We start from the raw sequence: 16893 nt of genomic DNA, 5'->3' as shown, positions 1-16893 counted from the left end.
CCACATGCTCGAAGCCGCACCGGATTCCACACGCTGGTGGTCCTGCGGATCAGGTGGCGAAGCTAGGCACCCACCCCGGGACTGCCAACCGCCCCACCGTGGGAAAAACAGTGGAACTGTCCTCCAGAACGTCCACTGGAAGGCACCGCATCCGGCCACGGCCGGGGCGCTCCATCAGAATTTCGGGATGCGCAACGTCTTGCTGATCATCGCGCTGCCGCTGGCGACGTACATCAGCACCAGCGGGTGCAGTTGGACGGGGCCGATGTCCCACACCCCACCCCACAGCGCGTCGCCAATGCGGCCCTGCCACAGCGCCACCGCCAGCACCATCACCAGCAGGAGGCTCGTGGGGATGGGCGTGCCCTCGAAGTACTTCACCTTGCCGGTGCCGTCGGACAGCTCCGCGGAGGTGACGTTGAAGCGCGCCAGCCGGCTGATGCCGCACGCGACGAAGTAGAGCAGCGCCGCCACGTCCAGCCCGCCCCGGAGGCCCACCGCGAACGCCAGCGCCGCGGGTGCCATGCCGAAGGAGATGACGTCCGCCAGCGAGTCCAGGTCCGCGCCCAGCGGCGACTTGCGGAAGCGCCACCGCGCGATGCGGCCGTCCGCGACGTCCATCGCCAGCGCCACCGGCATCAGTGCGAACGCCACCCACAGCCAGCGTGGGTTCGCCGTCGCAAGCGCCTGCATGGAAGCCAGGATGGCCCCCGCGCCCGCGAAGCCGTTGCCGAGCGTGACGAAGTCCGCCAGCACGAAGGTGCGAATCATCGAGAAGTGGCGGCGCGGGCGGCGGGCCGGAGGCGGCGAGGGCTCGGACGTCATGGCGTCCGTGTAACACACACCGTCTTTCCGGCTTTCCTAAACCTGCGACGCAGTGCCTCCAGCCGTTTCAGTCTCGTGAAAAAGTCAAATCCCAGAAACATTGACCGGGCGATCTCCACCTTCCTAGTCTGCCGCCCGCCATGCTCGAGCACACCCCCGATACTCTTTCCCTTCGCGGCGGGCCCCGGTTGTCTCTCCGGACCCGCCGTTGGTCGCTTTCCCTCCTGACGTCGATGGCGCTGGTTGCCTCGGGCTGTGACGAAGAAGAGCCGCTCCCCCCCGAGCACACCCCCGCCAAGTACACCGCGAAGATCCGCCGGACGTCGTATGGCGTCCCGCACATCACGGCCAATGACTACGGCAGCCTCGGCTTTGGCCAGGGCTATGCCTTCGCCCAGGACCACGTCTGTACCCTGGCGGATCAGATCATCAAGGTCCGCAGCGAGCGCGCCCAGTACCTGGGCCAGGGCCCCGGCAACACCTACGTGGGCTCCGACCTGGCGTACCTGTCGCTGGGGGTGATCGCCCGCGCGGAAGCCACCCTTCCGCAGCTGTCGGAAGAAGTGCAGCAGATGGTTCACGGCTACGTGGCCGGCTACAACAAGTACGTGGCGGAGACGCCCAAGGCGGAGCTCCCCGCCAACTGCGTCAACGCGGCCTGGGTCAAGCCCATCACCGCCGTGGACCTGATGGCGTACGACCTGGACCTGACGCTGGTGGGCGGCATCAATCAGTTGGCGCTCACCATCGCGGCGGCGACGCCCCCCGTCGTGGGCGCGAAGGCCGTGGACAAGCACGCCGCCCTGCGGCCCCAGATGCCCACCCTGGAGGATCTCCAGAAGCTGCGCCAGACGGACTTCGGCAGCAACGGCTGGGCCCTGGGCGCCGAGCGCACCGACAACGGCAAGGGCATGGTGATGGCCAACCCGCACTTCCCCTGGGAAGGCGAGCTGCGCCTGTGGGAGAGCCAGCTGACCGTGCCCGGTCAGATGAATGTCTATGGCGTGGGCCTGATGGGCGTGCCGGCGGTGCTCATCGGCTTCAATGAGGACGTTGCGTGGACGCACACGTTCTCCTCCGGCCAGCGCATGACGATGTACCAGCTGAGCCTCGTGCCCGGAAAGCCGACCACCTACAAGTACGGCACCGAAGAGCGCGCGATGACGTCCAAGACCTTCCGCATCCTGGTGAAGCTGCCGGAGGGGTCGCTCACGAACTACGAGCAGACGATGTACTTCAGCCACTACGGCCCCATCATCGCCATTCCGGACTCGGCGGCGCCGCAGCTGCCGAAGGGGACGCTGGGCTGGAACACCCAGACGGCGCTCACCATCCGCGACGCCAACATTGAGAACACCCAGTTCCTGGACCAGTTCCACGGCATGAACAAGGCGAAGAACCTGGCCGAGTTCAAGGACGTCTACGCCACCCGGCAGGGCCTGCCCTGGGTGAACACGATGTACGCCGACAAGGAGGGCAACACCTGGTACACGGACGCCACGCCCACGCCCAACCTCAGCCAGGACGCGTACACGAAGTGGTTCACCGAGGCCCGGACGCCCTCCGCCACCAGCCTCACCTACGGCCTCTACAACCTGATGGGCCTCGTGTTCCTCAACGGTAGCGATCCGGCCAACGAGTGGCAGGTGGAGCCGGGCTCGCGCAGCCCGGGCCTCGTGCCCTTCGCCAAGGTGCCGAAGCTGGACCGCCGCGACTTCGTCTTCAACGCGAACGACAGCTTCTGGCTGTCCAACCCGGCCGAGCCCCTGACGGGCTTCTCGCCGCTGCACGGCCTGGAGAAGGTGCCCCAGTCGCCGCGCACGCGCATGAACCTCATCACCCTCACGGAGCAGAGCGCCACGGGCGCTTCGGGCGCGGACGGCAAGTTCAGCCTGGAGGAGCTGAAGACGGCGGTGTTCAGCAACCGCAGCAGCATGGCGGAGCTGACGCGTGAAGGCCTCGTCGCCCGCTGCACGGGCCGCACGACGGTGCCGTTCCAGAACATGCAGGTGGACATCAGCCAGGCGTGCGCGCTGCTCGCCGGGTGGGATGGCCGCTACGACACCAATTCCAAGGGCGCGTTCGTGTTCCGCGAGTTCCTGGGCGCCGTGCCCACCTCCAGCCTGCTCAACAAGGGCATCCTGTTCGACGTGCCCTTCGACCCGGCCAACCCCTTCAACACGCCCAACACGCTGACGCCCGCGCCGGCGACCGGCGAGGACCCGCTGCTCGTGCGGCTGGCGCAGGGCGTGGCCAGCATCAACGCGTCCGGCATCGCGCTCGACAAGACGCTGGGCGAGGTGCAGTACACCGCGCGCAGCGGCGCCCGCGTGCCCATCCAGGGCGGCCTGAGCCGCGAGGGCATCACCAACGTCGTCGCCTACGGCGTCACCCGCACCACGCTGTTCGAGTACTCCGCCACGCGCGGCCCGCTCATCAGCGGCAACACGGGCCTGTCCAACGCGGGCTACCCCATCAACAACGGCAGCAGCTTCGTCATGGCCATGCAGTTCACCGACGCCGGCCCTTCCGCCAACGCGGTGCTGACGTACAGCGAGTCCGGCGACCCGAAGTCGCCCCACTACAATGACCAGACCCAGTTGTTCTCCCAGAAGCAGTGGCGGCCCATCCTCTTCACGGACGCGCAGATCGCCGCGGACGCCGCCCTCGTCGAGACCACCATCTCCGGCGGGTAATCCCCACCGACGGATGGCCTGAAGCAGGAAGAAGGCCCCGGGAGCCCCGTGCTCCCGGGGCCTTCTTGTTTTCATGCTTACTCATCGTTGAAAGATGCCACGCCTGGCGGAATACGCAGACAGGCTCAGGAGCCCTGGCGTCTGGGTTCACCTTCCAACAGGAAACATCCGCCGGGCCCTTGAGGCGAGGACACAGTCGGTGCCACGGTCAGGCAGGGCGCGATGTGTCGTCTCAAGAATGTCGGCCCGCAGGGCTAGTTTCTTGACCGCGGGTGAAGAGCAGGATGGCACTCAGGCCCGGGGGGATGGGCCCGTCACGAAGGAGTCGCGAACGCCATGGCACTTCCGGTCTACAAGACAGACGTCATCGACAAGGTCTTCTTCCTGCGCTGGGATGCTCCGCCGACGCCGGATGAAATCCAGTCGGTGTTCCAGAAGATGCAGACGGCCTACCAGCAGCACCAGCAGCCGATGATCCTGGTGACGAGCGCCGGCTCCAAGGCGGCGGTGCCCAACAGCGAGCAGCGCCGGCACCTGTCCAACATGCTGTCGGATGCGCGGTCGCTGTTCTCGGAGATCCACGTCGTCATCGAAGGCAACGAGCTGCAGCACAACCTCCAGCGCGTCATCGTGTCCGGGATGCTCATCGTCACGCGCACGTACGACGACCAGTTCATCCGCGTGCACAAGAACGCGGATGGGGCGGCGGGCTTCATCGCGCGGCGGCTGGGCGTGGATGGCAACCAGGTGGTCAACGAAGCGCGGACGCGGGGCGTGGTGCTGTAGTCGCTGCTCCCTGAAAGACCCAGGCCCCCGCGCCCCTTCCCACGCTTCGGGAAGGGACACGGGGGCCGGGAAGCTTCAGGGCGGCAGGCAGGAGCGCCCCTCACGGGGCCTGGCTTCAGCCCCGGGCGCGCGCGGCGGCCACCTCCCCGGAGGCGACGGGACGCGCGGGAGCGAGCGAGCCCCGGACGTAGCGGTGGTCGAAGAGGTCCACGTAGAGGTACTCGGGCCAGGACACCATCGCGCGCGGCCCCAGCATCACGCCGCGCATGATTTCACTCACCATCAGGCCCGCGGCGGTGGTGGCGCCAATCACGCAGGTGGGGGCGTGGCCCTTTCCCTGGTAGCAGGCGTCCATGTACTCCTGGAGCATGTAGCTGCCCAGGTGCGGGATGATCTTCGGCAGGTCGATGCGGCCATCCGGCAGGATGAACAGCTCCTCGTAGAGGGGGGCGTCCGGCTGGAAGACGTGCAGCGCGGCGCCAAAGCCCAGCATCAGCCCGGTCATGATGGGGATGCCCTGCTGGCGGCACGTCTGGTGGAGCGACTCCTTGGCCCTGGCGCCCGCGATGTCGATGACCTCCACCACGTAGTCCACCGGGGGCAGGCCCCCGCCGCCGGAGAGCACCTCCGCCACGTTGGCGTCGGTGATGCCTTCGTGCACCTTGTGCACGCGCAGGTCCGGGTGGATGTCGCGGCACAGGCGCTCCACCACGTCCACCTTGCGCTGGCCCAGGGTGCTTTCGAAGCAGCCAATCTGCCGGTTGATGTTGTGGCGCTCATAGACGTCGAAGTCCGCGAGCGTCAGACAGCCGAAGCCCAGACGGGCCAGGTCCACCGCGCACTGTCCGCCGGCACCGCCCACGCCCGCGACGAGCACGTGGGTGGAGGACAGCTTGTCCATCGTCTGGGGGTGGAGGACACCGAGGTTGCGCTGGAAACGGGGGTTCACCATGGGAGCGGCTCCTTACTTGCGCATGCAGACGTAGAAGTTCTCGCCGTAGTAGTCGTCGCCGTCGGCCACCAGCGCCTCGCTGAAGCCCACCTTCTTCAGCAGGCGCACCGCCGCGTCGGTGTCCAGGAAGGTGACCATCTCGTTGGGGTCGGTGGTGAGCCGCTGGGCACACGTGCGGTGGTGCTTCACGGCCCCCTGGAGCTTTTCGTTCCAGCGGCCTTCCTGCTGCCACTCCTGGATGGAATTCGTGAGCACCTTCTCCAGGTCCGGCCGGGGGCGCTTGTTGCTCGTCATGCACAGCACGCCGCCGGGCTTCAGGTGCGCCCACGCCTCGAGCAGCACCACCTCCGGGTCGCGCACGTAGAAGAGCACGTTGTTCATCACCACCGCGTCCGCGCCCTCCTCCACCTCCAGCGGGAAGGAGCTCACGTCCCCCGGCAGCAGCGTCCAGCGGGCGCGCACGGCGTCGCTTTCGCGCTCGTGGCGCCGCGCCGCCAGCCGGAGCATGGCCGCGTTGTTGTCGAAGCCGATGACCCGCTGGCCGCGCTGGACGAGCGGCAGGCCCACCAGGCCCGTGCCACAGCCCGCGTCGATGACGTAGGAGCGCTCCCGGGTGTCGCGGAGGATCTTCGCGAGCTGCCGCTGGTAGCACGGCAACTCGGGGATCATCTCGTCGTAGCTGTGCGCGAAATCGTTCCAGATGTTGTCGACAAAGACGGACTCGGGCATCGGTGCTCCCTCGGTGGACCTCAGGGTGAGACCCCGTGTTGTCTCCCGTCCCCGCACCGCGCGCGATCGCCCCGCCGTCTTCCCCTACCATTCAGGACTTGCCTGTTTCACATGTATGTGTTGGATTGAATGAACGGACATACCCTGGCGGGCCGGCCGGGTGTGGACACCGTCAGAAAGGTCCCGCGCCATTCGTGGTGCGCATGTCTCAAATTCGAAGCACGCCCCGTGGGACGGCTTTTCACTCGGAGAGCGTCGGTGGCATTCCCCGGTGGCCTTCAGCGGTGAATCATGCCCTGCGGGGCTAAACCAATAAAATCAAGGGTTTGAACCCTGGCGCGGAAGCTGCTCAGGGAGTCCTCGCAGCCGAAGCGAAGGGGAGATGTCAGCCCCAGGCGCTTTTCTGCGTGGGGGACCCTCATGCGAGTCGAGGTCGGTATGCGTAGGTTGTCGAGCCTTTGGTGTGTGCTGGTGTTGTTCCTGGGACTGCGCGCGGAAGCGGGGGCGGCGGAGTTCCAGACGGTGTCGCGGGATGAGGTGGCCCAGTCGCAGGCGATTTCGCGGTCCCTGCTGGCCGCGGGGCTGCCCGGACTGACGGCGAAGCGCGAGCCGCTGGGTGGCAGCCTGGCGCACTACACGTGGAAGGTGCGCGTGGGGACGGGCGCGTACGACTTCGTCACCGTGCACCGGGTGGTGCGCGAGTCCTTCCCGTGGTTCCCGGCGCGCAGCACGCGCGCGGTCTTCATGGTGCACGGAGACCTGTGGGGCTTCGTGCCGGCGTTCCTCACCAACACGCGGGTGAGCACCATGCCCGCGGACCAGTCGCTGGCGGCGTACCTGGCCAGCCACGACGTGGACGTGTGGGGCCTGGACCTGCGGTGGGTGGGCGTGCCGGAGGCGGAGACGAACTTCCAGTTCATGGCGAACTGGCGCCTGGACACGCACGTGAAGGATTTGGGCACCGGCCTGGCGCTGGCGGACACCGTGCGCCGGCTGTCGGGGGCCGGCGGCCGCAATGACCGGATGTTCCTGCTCGGCTGGAGCCGGGGCGCGACCATCGGGTACGCGTACCTGGACAGGGAATCGCAGCAGCCGCGCGCCCTGCGGCGGGTGGACGGCTTCATCCCCATGGACATGGTGCTGCGCTTCGGGCCGGACGCGGCGGAGCAGCGCGGCTGGGCGTGCGACCGGTACACGGCGCTGCTGGCCGCGAGGAACGAGGGCCGCACGGAAGGAGGCCTGCTGGGGCCCGCGCCGGGCACGCCGGTGCGGCTCATCGGGCAGTTGGCGGACTCCGCGCCCGATGCGCCCTCCCCGCTCGCGGCGCCGGGGCTCGCGGGCCTGCCCCCGCCCACCAACCGGCAGTTCGCCGTCATCGCCGCCGGGGCCACCGCGGCCCTCTTCGCGCCGCTGCAGCCGCTGACGCCGGGCTACCACCTGGCGGCGGGCATCCCGGACACCGCGGGCCTGCCCTTCCAGACGGCCTACACGCCGGAGTCCACCCTCTTCGACTACCTCCAGTTGGCGGTGCCGTACCAGAGCCTCAACGAGGTGGTGGAGACGGAGGCGCAGCTTTGCGGCCTGGACGTGCCCTATGACGACCACCTGAAGGACGTGACGGTGCCGGTGATGTACGTGGGCGCGGCGGGCGGCGTCGGGCGCTACGGCGAATACTCCGTGCGCCTGCTGGGCAGCACCGACGTCACCATGCACACCGTGCGCAACCGGCCGGAAGCCCAGCGCGCCCTGGACTACGGGCATGCCGACCTGTTCCTTGCCCGGGATGCGCGCGCTCGCGTGTGGACGCCCATGCTCCAGTGGATGCAGGCGCACTGAGGCGCAAGGCCTACTCCGGATTCCACAGCCCGTGACGCCGGGCCCTGCGGCCCAGCGTCACCGGGTCCATGCCCAGCGCCACGGCCGCGCGGCGCAGGACGCCCCCGTGGCGCTCCAGGGCCTCGCGGATGAGCTCGCGCTCCACCAGTTGGAGCCGGGCGCGCAGGGAGCCGTCCCCGGCGGGGTCCGTCCGGGGCACGGCGCTGTTGAGGAGCGCGGGCGGCAAGAGGCGCCGGGTGAGCATCTCCCCGGGCCTGGACAGGAGCACCGCGCGCTCCACCACGTTGCGCAGCTCGCGCACGTTGCCGGGCCACCCGTAGCCGTTCATCACCTCGTCCGCGTCCGGGGCCACACCCGTGGCGGAGCGCTTGAGGGTGCGGTTGAACTGCTCCACGAACGCCCGCGCCAGCTCCGGGATGTCCTCCGGGCGCTCGCGCAGGGGTGGGATGTCGATGGTGAAGCTGTTGAGCCGGTAGAAGAGGTCCGCGCGGAAGCGGCCCGTGCGCACCTCCTCGCCCAGGTCCCGGTTGCTGGCGGCCACGACGCGCACGTCCACGTGGCGCACCTGGGTGCCGCCCACCGGCCGCACGTCGCCCGTCTCCAGCACGCGCAACAGCTTCGCCTGGAGGTTGGGCGTCGTGTTCTCGATTTCGTCCAGGAAGATGGTGCCGCCGTTGGCGAGCACGAACAGGCCCGGGTGGTCCGACACCGCGCCGGTGAAGGCCCCCTTCACGTGGCCGAACAGCTCGCTTTCCAGCAGCGTCTCCGTGAGCGCGCCGCAGTCCTGCACCACGAGCGGCAGGTCGCCCCGTCCGCTGAGCCGGTGGAGGATGCGCGCCAGCACCTCCTTGCCGGTGCCCGTCTCACCCTGGAGCAGCACCGCCACGCGGTGGGGCGCCACCAGGCGCACCATCTCCATCACCCGCTGCATGGCGGGGCTCCTGAAGCCCACGTCCTCCGCGGTGCGGCCCGGGCCGCCCACCGGGGCCTGCGCGAGCGCGCGCTCGCGCAAGAGGTTGCGCTCCAGCTCCAGCGCCATGCGCCACTGTTCGGTGCGGAAGCCGTGCTCGCGCCCCGCCTGGAGCACCGCCTCGCAGAGTACCTCCGGATCCGGCCACGCGCCCAGCGCCCGGTAGATGCGGCCGGTGTTGAAGAGCGCCACCAGCCGCTCCGGGGCGGCGGGCGCGCAGTAGACGATGCGCGGGGCCAGGTCGCTGGGCGGCCCCGCCCCCGTCGGGTCCACCTCCGCCCGGAGCGCGGCCAGCGACTCCACCAGCGCCAGGGCCTGCGCCTCGTCCTGGCCGCACACCAGCAGCGCGGCCATGTCGCCCCGGGACAGGAGCGCGTGCACGTCCTCCGCGCTGGCGGCGAAGTGCGGTGACGCGACGCCGTCCAGGGCCTGACGCACCGCGCGTGACTCGTCATCGCTGGCGTAGGCGGCCACCACCTGCAGGTGCGACGTGGACAGGTAGCGCGCCAGCTTCACCCCGTCCGCCGCGTCAAAGGCGCCGAAGCTCACCCCCAGCGCTGCCACGGTGCCCGCGCCGCCCGCGGTGTCGTGGCGCCAGCGCACCGTGCCATGCACGCGCACGTACGCGCCCGTGTCCGGCAGGGAGAAGGACAGCTCCACCGGTTCGTTCTCGTGCGGGCCCTCCGACGGACGACGCGGCGTGGCGATGAGGCCGATGCCCGTCTCGCTGATGTTCACGGACCAGCAGCCATGCAGCGCCGGCTGGGTCACGACCTTCACGTACAGCGGTTTGCGCTCGCTCCGTTGGACCTGCGCGGACACGGGGCGCGTCATGGGGTGCGTCACTCGACCGGCCTCACGTCCGCGGTGCGGCGGGCTTCCTTGAAATCCACGTGCATTCCACAGGGGCGTTCTGCCTGATTCTCCCGTCATCGCAAGTCGGCGGCAAAGGGTCCGTCCCCGAGACATGATGCAATTGGACACGGGTCGTAAATGCCCTGGCCGGTGCGTGCGGGCGGGCCCCCACACCGCACCACAGCGCGTTGCCCGCGAAAAACACCCGTGCTCCGCCGGTGCGCATCCCACGCGACGCGCCGTATCGCCCCTCGCGGGGGGTTGAAGGATTCCACCCCGGCCGTCTGAAACAGATGTCTGTCTTTCCTTTTCGTACCTGCTGGGCATGCAGGCGGGCACGGCATGACTTGTGTCCGAAATAGAACTTCGCTATCTCAATTGTCACCTTGGAACACGGCAGCCTTTCCCCCTGCTGCCGGCTGGAGCACGAACACACGCCACCCCGTCTTTTCCCTTCCACAAGCCCGGCCCTGTCGAACAGGTCCCGGAGCGCGGAAGGGGACTGCCCGCCGTAAAGCCAGACATTCCCTGGTCGCGCCCCATGTCTCCGCTGTCGGAGCGCGGCTTTCTCTTTGCCTGTCCTTTCCCCCTGGGCCACTCCTTGAAGAAAACCCTCCTCCTGGTTGAAACGTTGTTTGTCCTCGGCGCCGTCGGTTGCGGCGCACCGGAGGACGCTCCCCTGGATGATCTCCCGCCGTCGATGACGACCTCCGGCGAGGACCTCACCACCAGCGGCTGCACCCAGCTCACCCCCAGCAGCGTGAAGGCCAGTGGCGACGACGGCGACGGCAGCATCGCGGCCAACTCGCTGGACGACAAGCTGGACACCCGCTGGAGCAGCCTCGGCAAGGGCCAGTGGATCGACTACGACCTGGGCTCCACCAAGGCCGTGGGCGCCATCTCCGTCGCCTGGCACCAGGGCAACACGCGCGCCAACACGTTCACCGTGTCGGCGTCACCGGACGGCATGACGTACACGCAGGTGTACAGCGGCAAGAGCACCGGGACGACGACGGCGGCGGAGACGTACAAGTTCACCTCGCTGAACACGCGCCGGGTGCGCATCTACGTGCAGGGCAACACCGTCAATGACTGGGCCAGCATCGCGGAGGCGCGCCCCTGCGCCGGCACGGTGACGACGCCCACGCCCGGCGGCATCGTCTGGCGGGGCGACTTCGAATCCGGCGACCGCAACCAGTGGGACGGCACGCAGATGGTCAGCTCGGACCGGCTGCAGGTGATTCCCTCGCCGGTGCGCGAAGGCGGCTACGCCCTCAAGGCCACCGTGCGCCAGGGCGATGACCCCATCAACTCCAGCGGCAACCGCAACGAGATCTTCAAGCAGACCAACGAGGCGGCGGGCTCCGAGTACTGGTACCGCTGGAGCACGCGCTTCCCGTCGGACTTCCCCAGCGCCAAGACGTGGCAGCTCTTCACCCAGTGGCACCATACCGGCTGCTGCGGTTCGCCGCCGGTGGAGTTCTACGTGTACGGGGAGGAGATGCGCCTGAACATCGGCGGCAGCCCGGGCGTCATCGTCTGGAAGACGCCGCTGGTGCGCAACGCGTGGCACGACTTCGTCTTCCACGTGAAGTGGTCGCCCAACGCCAGCGTGGGCTTCGTGGAGCTGTACTACGACGGCAACCTGGTGCTGCCCAAGCGCTACATCGCGACGCAGTACAGCGGTCAGCTCAACTACCTGAAGATCGGCCTGTACCGGAACGACACCGTGGCGCCGGTGGGCGTCGTCTACCACGACGGCTGGGTGATGGGCCGCACGAAGGAAGACGTGCTGGACGCGAACTACCGGCTGAACTGAAACACCGGCCACGTGCCCCGTTAGGCGGCGGGGCACGCACCGGGATAGGCTTTGCGGCCCACCCCGGAGGAGCCGTCTCCATGCGTCCGTGCGCCGCGTTGATCGCCGTGTCCCTGCTGTCGTCGTCCTGTACGACGACCTATGCCATTCCCAGGTCGGAGCTGACGCGCCTGGATGGCTTCAAGGACGACAACGCGGCGATCCTGAAGGAGTTGGGCGACGTGATGCTCAACCGGCCCAATGATCGCCGGCGCGCGGTGCGGGACGTGGACGGAGAGACGCACCAGTTCACCGCCGACACGCCGCTGGCGCTGGTGGGCCCCCCGACGGAGCCGGAGGCAGAGCGCTTCCAGACGGAGGAGCAGCGCTTCATCCAGGTGGCCGTGGACGCCACCCGCTTCCAGGGGGTGCCGCTCAAGCCGGACACCGCCCCGCTCGTCGTGCCCATGGCCCAGGTGGACCACGGCCGGCTGCGCGAGTTCAGCCTGGGCAAGACGCTGCTGCTCACGGGCGGCATCGGCCTCGCGGTGCTCGCGTCGGTGGTGACGTTGGGGCTGCTCCTCGACCCCACCGACGGGGACGGGGGCGGGGACGGAGGCGGCATCGACTTCGACCGCCTGCCGGACCACCGCCTCCGGTTCTGAGCGTCAGCGCGCGGCCGGGCGCAGGCGCAGGAGCCCCTCCTGCGCCACGGAGGCGACCAGCCGCCCGTCGCGGGTGAAGACGTGGCCTCGCGCCAGGCCCCGGGCGTTGCCCGCCCAGGGGCTCTCCAGCGTGTAGAGCAGCCAGTCATTGACCTTCAGGTCGCCGTGGAACCACAGCGCGTGGTCCAGGCTGGCCATCTGGAGGTCCGGCCTCAGGAACGTCACCGCGTGCGGCTGGAGCGCGGTGCCCAGCAGGTTGAAGTCGCTGGCGTACGCGAGCACGTAGCGGTGCACCTGGGGCTCGTCGGGAAGCTGTCCGTCGGCGCGGAACCAGACGTGCTTCACCGGCTCCGCGGGGTTCGGCTCGAACGGGTCCACGTACGTCACCGGGCGCATCTCGATGGGCTTGGGGGACAGGAACTTCTCCCGCAGGCGCTCCGACATCCGGTCCGCGTGGCGCCCCAACAGCTCGATGTCCGAGGGCAGCGACTCCGGGGGCGGCACGTCCGGCATGGTGGCCTGGTGCGTGAGGCCGGGTTCGTCCGCCTGGAAGGACGCCATCAGCGTGAAGATGGGCTGGCCCTTCTGGATGGCGACGACGCGGCGGGTGGTGAAGCTGCCGCCGTCGCGCACCCGGTCCACCGTGTAGACGACGGGCAGCCCCGCGTCCCCGGGCCGCAGGAAGTAGCCGTGCAGCGAATGCACCGTGCGGGCGGGCTCCACCGTCTGGCTGGCCGCCGACACCGACTGGCCCAGCACCTGCCCTCCGAAGAGCTGGCGGAAGCCCAGGTCCTGGCTTGCGCCACGGAACAGGTTCTCCTCGATGGGCTCCAGCTTGAGGAGCCCCAACAGCTCATCCAGCACGCGACTCATGTGTCGTCCTCCCGGTTTGACGCACCCCGTCTCTACCCCAGCGTCCGGCCTGTGCGCGCGGCCCAATGTAGAGTGCGGCGCCTTTCCCCTCCGGAGGAGCCCGTGGGCCTGCCTTCCCTGCGCGAAGCCGTCCGGCGACACCCGGGGGCCTGGTCCCTTGCGGCCACCTTCGCCGCGAGCCTGCTCCTGCGCGGGCTGTACCTCTGGGGGGCACCGGACCGGGACTGGCCCTTCTCCGTCTTCTTCGCGGGCGACGCGCGCTTCTTCCACACCGCCGCGCTGGAGCTCGCCCGGGGCCGGGAGGGCACGGCCGCCCTGCCCTACCATCCGCCCCTGTTCCCCGCGCTGCTGGGCGGCCTGTACCGGCTGCTGGGGGAGCCCCGGGGCAGCGCGCTGCCGTACAAGCTGGCGCTCGCCGTCCTGGGCGCGGCCACGGTGGCCCTGTGCCAGGGCTGGTGGCGGCGGCTCCTGGGAACAGCGTGGGCCTGGGTCGCCGCGGGGCTGTACGCCACGAGCTTTGGCTGGCTGGTGCTCTCCACCAGCTACAGCAATGAAACAGTGTCGGCCCTGTGGTTGTGTTTCACCTGCGCGCTGGTGCTGAAGGCAAGCCAAACCCTGTCATGGCCCGCGAGCGTCGCCCTGGGCGGGGTGATGGGATTGGGCACCCTCACCCGCGCCGAACACCTGGGCCTGTGGCCCTTCCTGTTCGTGTATGCGTGGTCAGCGCGCGAGCGCACGCGGCCCCTGGTGCCATGGCTTGCGCGCTGGGGCGTGGCGGTGGCCGTGTCACTCCTGGTCCTGGTGCCGGGCGCGGTGCGCAACCTGGACACGATGCGCGCCTTGAACGCCCGCGCGCCCCAGTTGGAGCCCCTGCCAGAGTGGGTGCCCGTCACGGTGTACGGGCCGCTCAACTTCGCGATGGCGAACCACGCGGGCGCCACCGGCGGCTTCACCCCGGCGCTCATCAACCAGGGCGGTTTCAACGGCCAGTTGGATCCCTCCCGCCCCGAACACCGGCGCCTGCTCCTGCACGGCTACGCGGAAGGGCTGCGGTGGATGATGGCCGCGCCCGGCGACGCGGCCCGGCTCGCGTGGACGAAGTTGGACCTGTGGCTGGACGGCCTGAGCCTGGGCGTCGGCGTGTCGGACGTGCCCGGGGGCCTCACGGGCGCGCGCGCCCCGGTGGACGTGTTCGTTCCCGATGAGGCGTGGCTCAAGTGGCCGCTGGCCGCGCTGCTGCTGGCGGGGATGCTCCTGTCCCTGCGGCCCGCGTTCGCGCCATTCCGGTTGCTGTCGCTGGTGGTGCTGCACCGGGTGCTCGTCACCCTCGCCTTCTTTGGCTACGCGCGCGGACTGCTCGTCGTCTTCCCCGCGCTCCTGCCCCTCTTGCTGCTGCCCCTGAAGGTGCTGACGGAGCGCCACGCTGGCGTGGCCCGGCGCGTGCCCGTGGTGGCCGGAGCGCTGCTGCTCCTCCTGTGGGTCGAAGCCGCCGTCCTCGCCGCCCGCGACGTGCCCCGCCGCTTCATGGCCAGCGGCAGCACCGACGCAGCCAACGGGAAGCTCATCCAGGATGACCGCGTCCGCCTCTGGCCCCAACCCTGAGCAGGACTTCCGGTGGAATACTCCGAGCGGATTGAAATACTCCGCCAGTGAAATCTCTCCCAGTGAACACTTCAAAGCCCTGGAGTCATGGGGAATTTCAAAAATCTCCCTTACTCAGGAATAGCCGCAATTCATTCTTAAGAAGCTTGTGAACTAGAGCAGACAGCGCTCCGCCCCGGAGCCCGTTGGTCCCGTCCGACGGCTTCATCCGAGGAGACGTGTATGCGCCCCCTGCGGTCCGCAGTCTGTTGTCTCGCCCTCCTGGTCTCGTCCACGACGTACGCGGTCCAACCCCCCCAACCCGCGCAGCAGGGCGCGGTGGCGAAGAAGGCGTTCTTCAAGCCGGACCTGTATCTGCCCATCCAGAACGTGCCGCTGGAGAAGGCTCGCACGCTGATGCCGCGCGTGGGCGCGGACAAGTGGGCGGGCTTCCTGGCCCGCAACGGCGGCAACGTGCAGGTGTACCTGGATCCGCTCTCCGGCACGGCCACGGGCATCCAGGGCAGCTTCCCGCTCATCCCCGGTGACGGCTTCCGCAACGCCGTCACGCTCAACGACGTGCGCCAGGGCCTGGGCCGTTCGGTGGGCAGCGTGGACGAGTCGGTGGTGGGCGAGCTCGTCTTCAAGTTCATCGCGGACAACCAGGACGCGCTCGGCGTGGACCTGATGCAGTTGGGTGCGCCGCGCGTGACGGTGGTGACGGAGTCGCTGTGGCAGGTGCACATCCCGCAGGTGGTGCGGGGCGTGCCGGTGCGCCACGCGCGCATCGCGGCCACCGTCAGCCACGGCAACCTGGTGCTCCTGGGCACCGAGTCCTGGGCCAACGTGGCCATCGACGTGAAGCCCACGCTGGGGGCGTCGCAGGCGCTGACCGCGGGCGCCACGTTCCTGGGCCAGTCGCTGTCGCCGACGAGCCTCTGGCAGGCGCCCACGCTGGAGCTCACCCCGTACGCGCGCACGGGCGCGGCGTTCGGCCAGGGCTACGGCCACGCGCTGGTGTGGAGCTACGGGTTCTCCAACCCCGGTGAGAACGAGCGCTGGAAGGTGACGGTGGACGCGAACTCCGGCGAGGTCCTGGCCATGGAGGACGACAACCACTACTTCGACGCGCAGTTGAAGGGCGGCGTCTACCCGTCCACCAACGTGGGCACGTGCGCGTCCAACGCCACGTGCGGCACGATGCAGGCGGACTCCCCCATGCCGTGGGCGAACACCGGCTTTGCCTCCCCCAACAACTTCACCGACGGCGCGGGCATCTACAACTACAGCGCCGGCAACGTCACCACGACGCTCGCGGGCAAGTACGTGAGGATCGCCGACAACTGCGGCGCCATCAACGTGAGCTCCGCCACGGGCAGCATCAACCTGGGCGGCGTGAACAACGACCACGACTGCACGGTGCCCGCGGGCACCTCCGCGGGCAACACCGCCGCGGCGCGCTCCAGCTTCTACGAGCTGAACAAGATCACGGAAGTGGCGCGCGGCTGGCTGCCCACCAACACGTGGCTGCAGGGCCAGCTCGTCTCCAACGTGAACATCAACAGCACGTGCAACGCGTTCTGGAACGGCAGCTCGGTGAACTTCTACCGCAGCGGCGGCGGGTGCCGGAACACCGGTGAGATTGGGGCCGTGTTCGACCACGAGTGGGGCCACGGCATGGACGACTTCGACGCCAACGGCTCGCTGTCCAACTCCAGCGAAGGCTACGCGGACATCGCCGCCATCCTGCGCCTGCAGACCTCCTGCGTGGGCTACGGCTTCTTCCAGACGACGAACACCGGCTGCGGCCTCACCCCGGACGGCTCCGGCTACAACCAGCAGGAGGCCCAGGTCGCCGGCAAGTCCTGGTGCAACCTGCGCTGCTCCGGCGTGCGTGACGCGGACTGGGCGGCGAGCGCGCCGAACATCCCGGCCACGCCGCAGAACTTCACCTGCCAGATGTGCTCCTCCGGCAGCGGCCCGTGCAGCAAGCAGGTCCACTGCGCGGCGTCCCCCGTGCGTCAGGCGGCGTGGGACCTGGTGACGCGCGACCTCACCGCGGCGCCCTTCAACTACACCTCCAACGACGCGTTCCTGCTGGGCAACAAGCTGTTCTACCAGGGCTCTGGAAACGTGGGCACGTGGCACGCCTGCAACTGCACCGCCGGCACGTCCGACGGCTGCGGCGCCACCAACGGCTACATGCAGTGGCTGGCCGCGGACGACGACAACGGCAACCTGGCGGACGGCACCCCGCACATGACGGCCATCTACGCGGCGTACAACCGCCACAACATCGCCTGTTCCACGCCCGCCCCCACCAACGG

General features: G+C 69.1%; 11 protein-coding genes and 1 pseudogene. 7 read left to right on the top strand and 5 right to left on the bottom strand.

Going from position 1 to position 16893, the window contains the following annotated elements; all coding sequences use genetic code 11:
• Positions 1-174: 174 nt before the first annotated feature.
• Complete coding sequence (locus D7V88_RS26920) at positions 175-825, bottom strand: CDP-alcohol phosphatidyltransferase family protein (RefSeq protein ID WP_120543487.1); 651 nt, start codon at positions 823-825, stop codon at positions 175-177.
• 233 nt (positions 826-1058) lie between these two features.
• Between D7V88_RS26920 and D7V88_RS26915 the strand changes: the two genes are divergently transcribed.
• Positions 1059-3521 carry an acylase gene (locus D7V88_RS26915; protein ID WP_244238415.1) on the top strand — a complete coding sequence of 821 codons (2463 nt, stop codon included), beginning with the start codon at positions 1059-1061 and terminating at the stop codon, positions 3519-3521.
• Positions 3522-3857: 336 nt separating this feature from the next.
• Positions 3858-4307, top strand: coding sequence for a DofA protein (locus D7V88_RS26910; RefSeq protein WP_120543485.1), 450 nt, complete (start codon positions 3858-3860; stop codon positions 4305-4307).
• Positions 4308-4422: 115 nt separating this feature from the next.
• Here the strand turns inward: D7V88_RS26910 and D7V88_RS26905 are convergent, their stop codons facing one another.
• Both D7V88_RS26905 and D7V88_RS26900 read right to left on the bottom strand, forming a co-directional pair.
• Entirely contained in the window at positions 4423-5259 is an 837-nt protein-coding gene (locus D7V88_RS26905; protein ID WP_120543484.1) for a ThiF family adenylyltransferase, read from the bottom strand.
• A gap of 12 nt (positions 5260-5271) precedes the next feature.
• The gene (locus D7V88_RS26900; RefSeq protein WP_120543483.1) at positions 5272-5988 is read right to left on the bottom strand and encodes a class I SAM-dependent methyltransferase; all 717 of its coding nucleotides are present in this window, start codon (positions 5986-5988) and stop codon (positions 5272-5274) included.
• A 465-nt stretch (positions 5989-6453) separates the two neighbouring features.
• Between D7V88_RS26900 and D7V88_RS26895 the strand changes: the two genes are divergently transcribed.
• Entirely contained in the window at positions 6454-7824 is a 1371-nt protein-coding gene (locus tag D7V88_RS26895; protein ID WP_244238414.1) for an alpha/beta fold hydrolase, read from the top strand.
• A 10-nt stretch (positions 7825-7834) separates the two neighbouring features.
• Here the strand turns inward: D7V88_RS26895 and D7V88_RS26890 are convergent, their stop codons facing one another.
• Positions 7835-9628 (bottom strand): sigma 54-interacting transcriptional regulator, encoded by a 1794-nt coding sequence (locus tag D7V88_RS26890; protein WP_208726478.1) that lies wholly within the window; start codon positions 9626-9628, stop codon positions 7835-7837.
• 622 nt (positions 9629-10250) lie between these two features.
• Between D7V88_RS26890 and D7V88_RS26885 the strand changes: the two genes are divergently transcribed.
• On the top strand, positions 10251-11468 hold the full coding sequence (locus D7V88_RS26885; RefSeq protein WP_120543488.1) for a heparin lyase I family protein: 1218 nt from the start codon (positions 10251-10253) through the stop codon (positions 11466-11468).
• A gap of 80 nt (positions 11469-11548) precedes the next feature.
• Positions 11549-12112, top strand: coding sequence for a hypothetical protein (locus D7V88_RS26880; protein WP_120543481.1), 564 nt, complete (start codon positions 11549-11551; stop codon positions 12110-12112).
• 3 nt (positions 12113-12115) lie between these two features.
• Here D7V88_RS26880 and tesB read toward each other — a convergent pair whose 3' ends face one another.
• Positions 12116-12985 carry an acyl-CoA thioesterase II gene (gene tesB / locus D7V88_RS26875; RefSeq protein ID WP_120543480.1) on the bottom strand — a complete coding sequence of 290 codons (870 nt, stop codon included), beginning with the start codon at positions 12983-12985 and terminating at the stop codon, positions 12116-12118.
• Between the two features lie 102 nt (positions 12986-13087).
• Between tesB and D7V88_RS26870 the strand changes: the two genes are divergently transcribed.
• Both D7V88_RS26870 and D7V88_RS26865 read left to right on the top strand, forming a co-directional pair.
• Positions 13088-14587, top strand: a complete 1500-nt coding sequence (locus tag D7V88_RS26870) for an ArnT family glycosyltransferase (protein ID WP_120543479.1) — start codon at positions 13088-13090, stop codon at positions 14585-14587.
• A 222-nt stretch (positions 14588-14809) separates the two neighbouring features.
• A pseudogene (locus tag D7V88_RS26865) lies at positions 14810-16893 on the top strand (endopeptidase); the annotation flags it as partial.

The sequence above is a fragment of the Corallococcus terminator genome, assembly GCF_003611635.1.
GTDB classification, from domain to species: domain Bacteria; phylum Myxococcota; class Myxococcia; order Myxococcales; family Myxococcaceae; genus Corallococcus; species Corallococcus terminator.
This window is presented reverse-complemented; position numbering and strand designations above follow the sequence as displayed.

Excerpts from the sequence above, each read along its gene's own strand:
- D7V88_RS26920 (WP_120543487.1), bottom strand. The coding sequence starts at position 825 with ATGACGTCCGAGCCCTCGCCGCCTCCGGCCCGCCGCCCGCGCCGCCAC.
- D7V88_RS26915 (WP_244238415.1), top strand. The coding sequence starts at position 1,059 with ATGGCGCTGGTTGCCTCGGGCTGTGACGAAGAAGAGCCGCTCCCCCCC.
- D7V88_RS26910 (WP_120543485.1), top strand. The coding sequence starts at position 3,858 with ATGGCACTTCCGGTCTACAAGACAGACGTCATCGACAAGGTCTTCTTC.
- D7V88_RS26905 (WP_120543484.1), bottom strand. The coding sequence starts at position 5,259 with ATGGTGAACCCCCGTTTCCAGCGCAACCTCGGTGTCCTCCACCCCCAG.
- D7V88_RS26900 (WP_120543483.1), bottom strand. The coding sequence starts at position 5,988 with ATGCCCGAGTCCGTCTTTGTCGACAACATCTGGAACGATTTCGCGCAC.
- D7V88_RS26890 (WP_208726478.1), bottom strand. The coding sequence starts at position 9,628 with ATGACGCGCCCCGTGTCCGCGCAGGTCCAACGGAGCGAGCGCAAACCG.
- D7V88_RS26880 (WP_120543481.1), top strand. The coding sequence starts at position 11,549 with ATGCGTCCGTGCGCCGCGTTGATCGCCGTGTCCCTGCTGTCGTCGTCC.
- tesB (WP_120543480.1), bottom strand. The coding sequence starts at position 12,985 with ATGAGTCGCGTGCTGGATGAGCTGTTGGGGCTCCTCAAGCTGGAGCCC.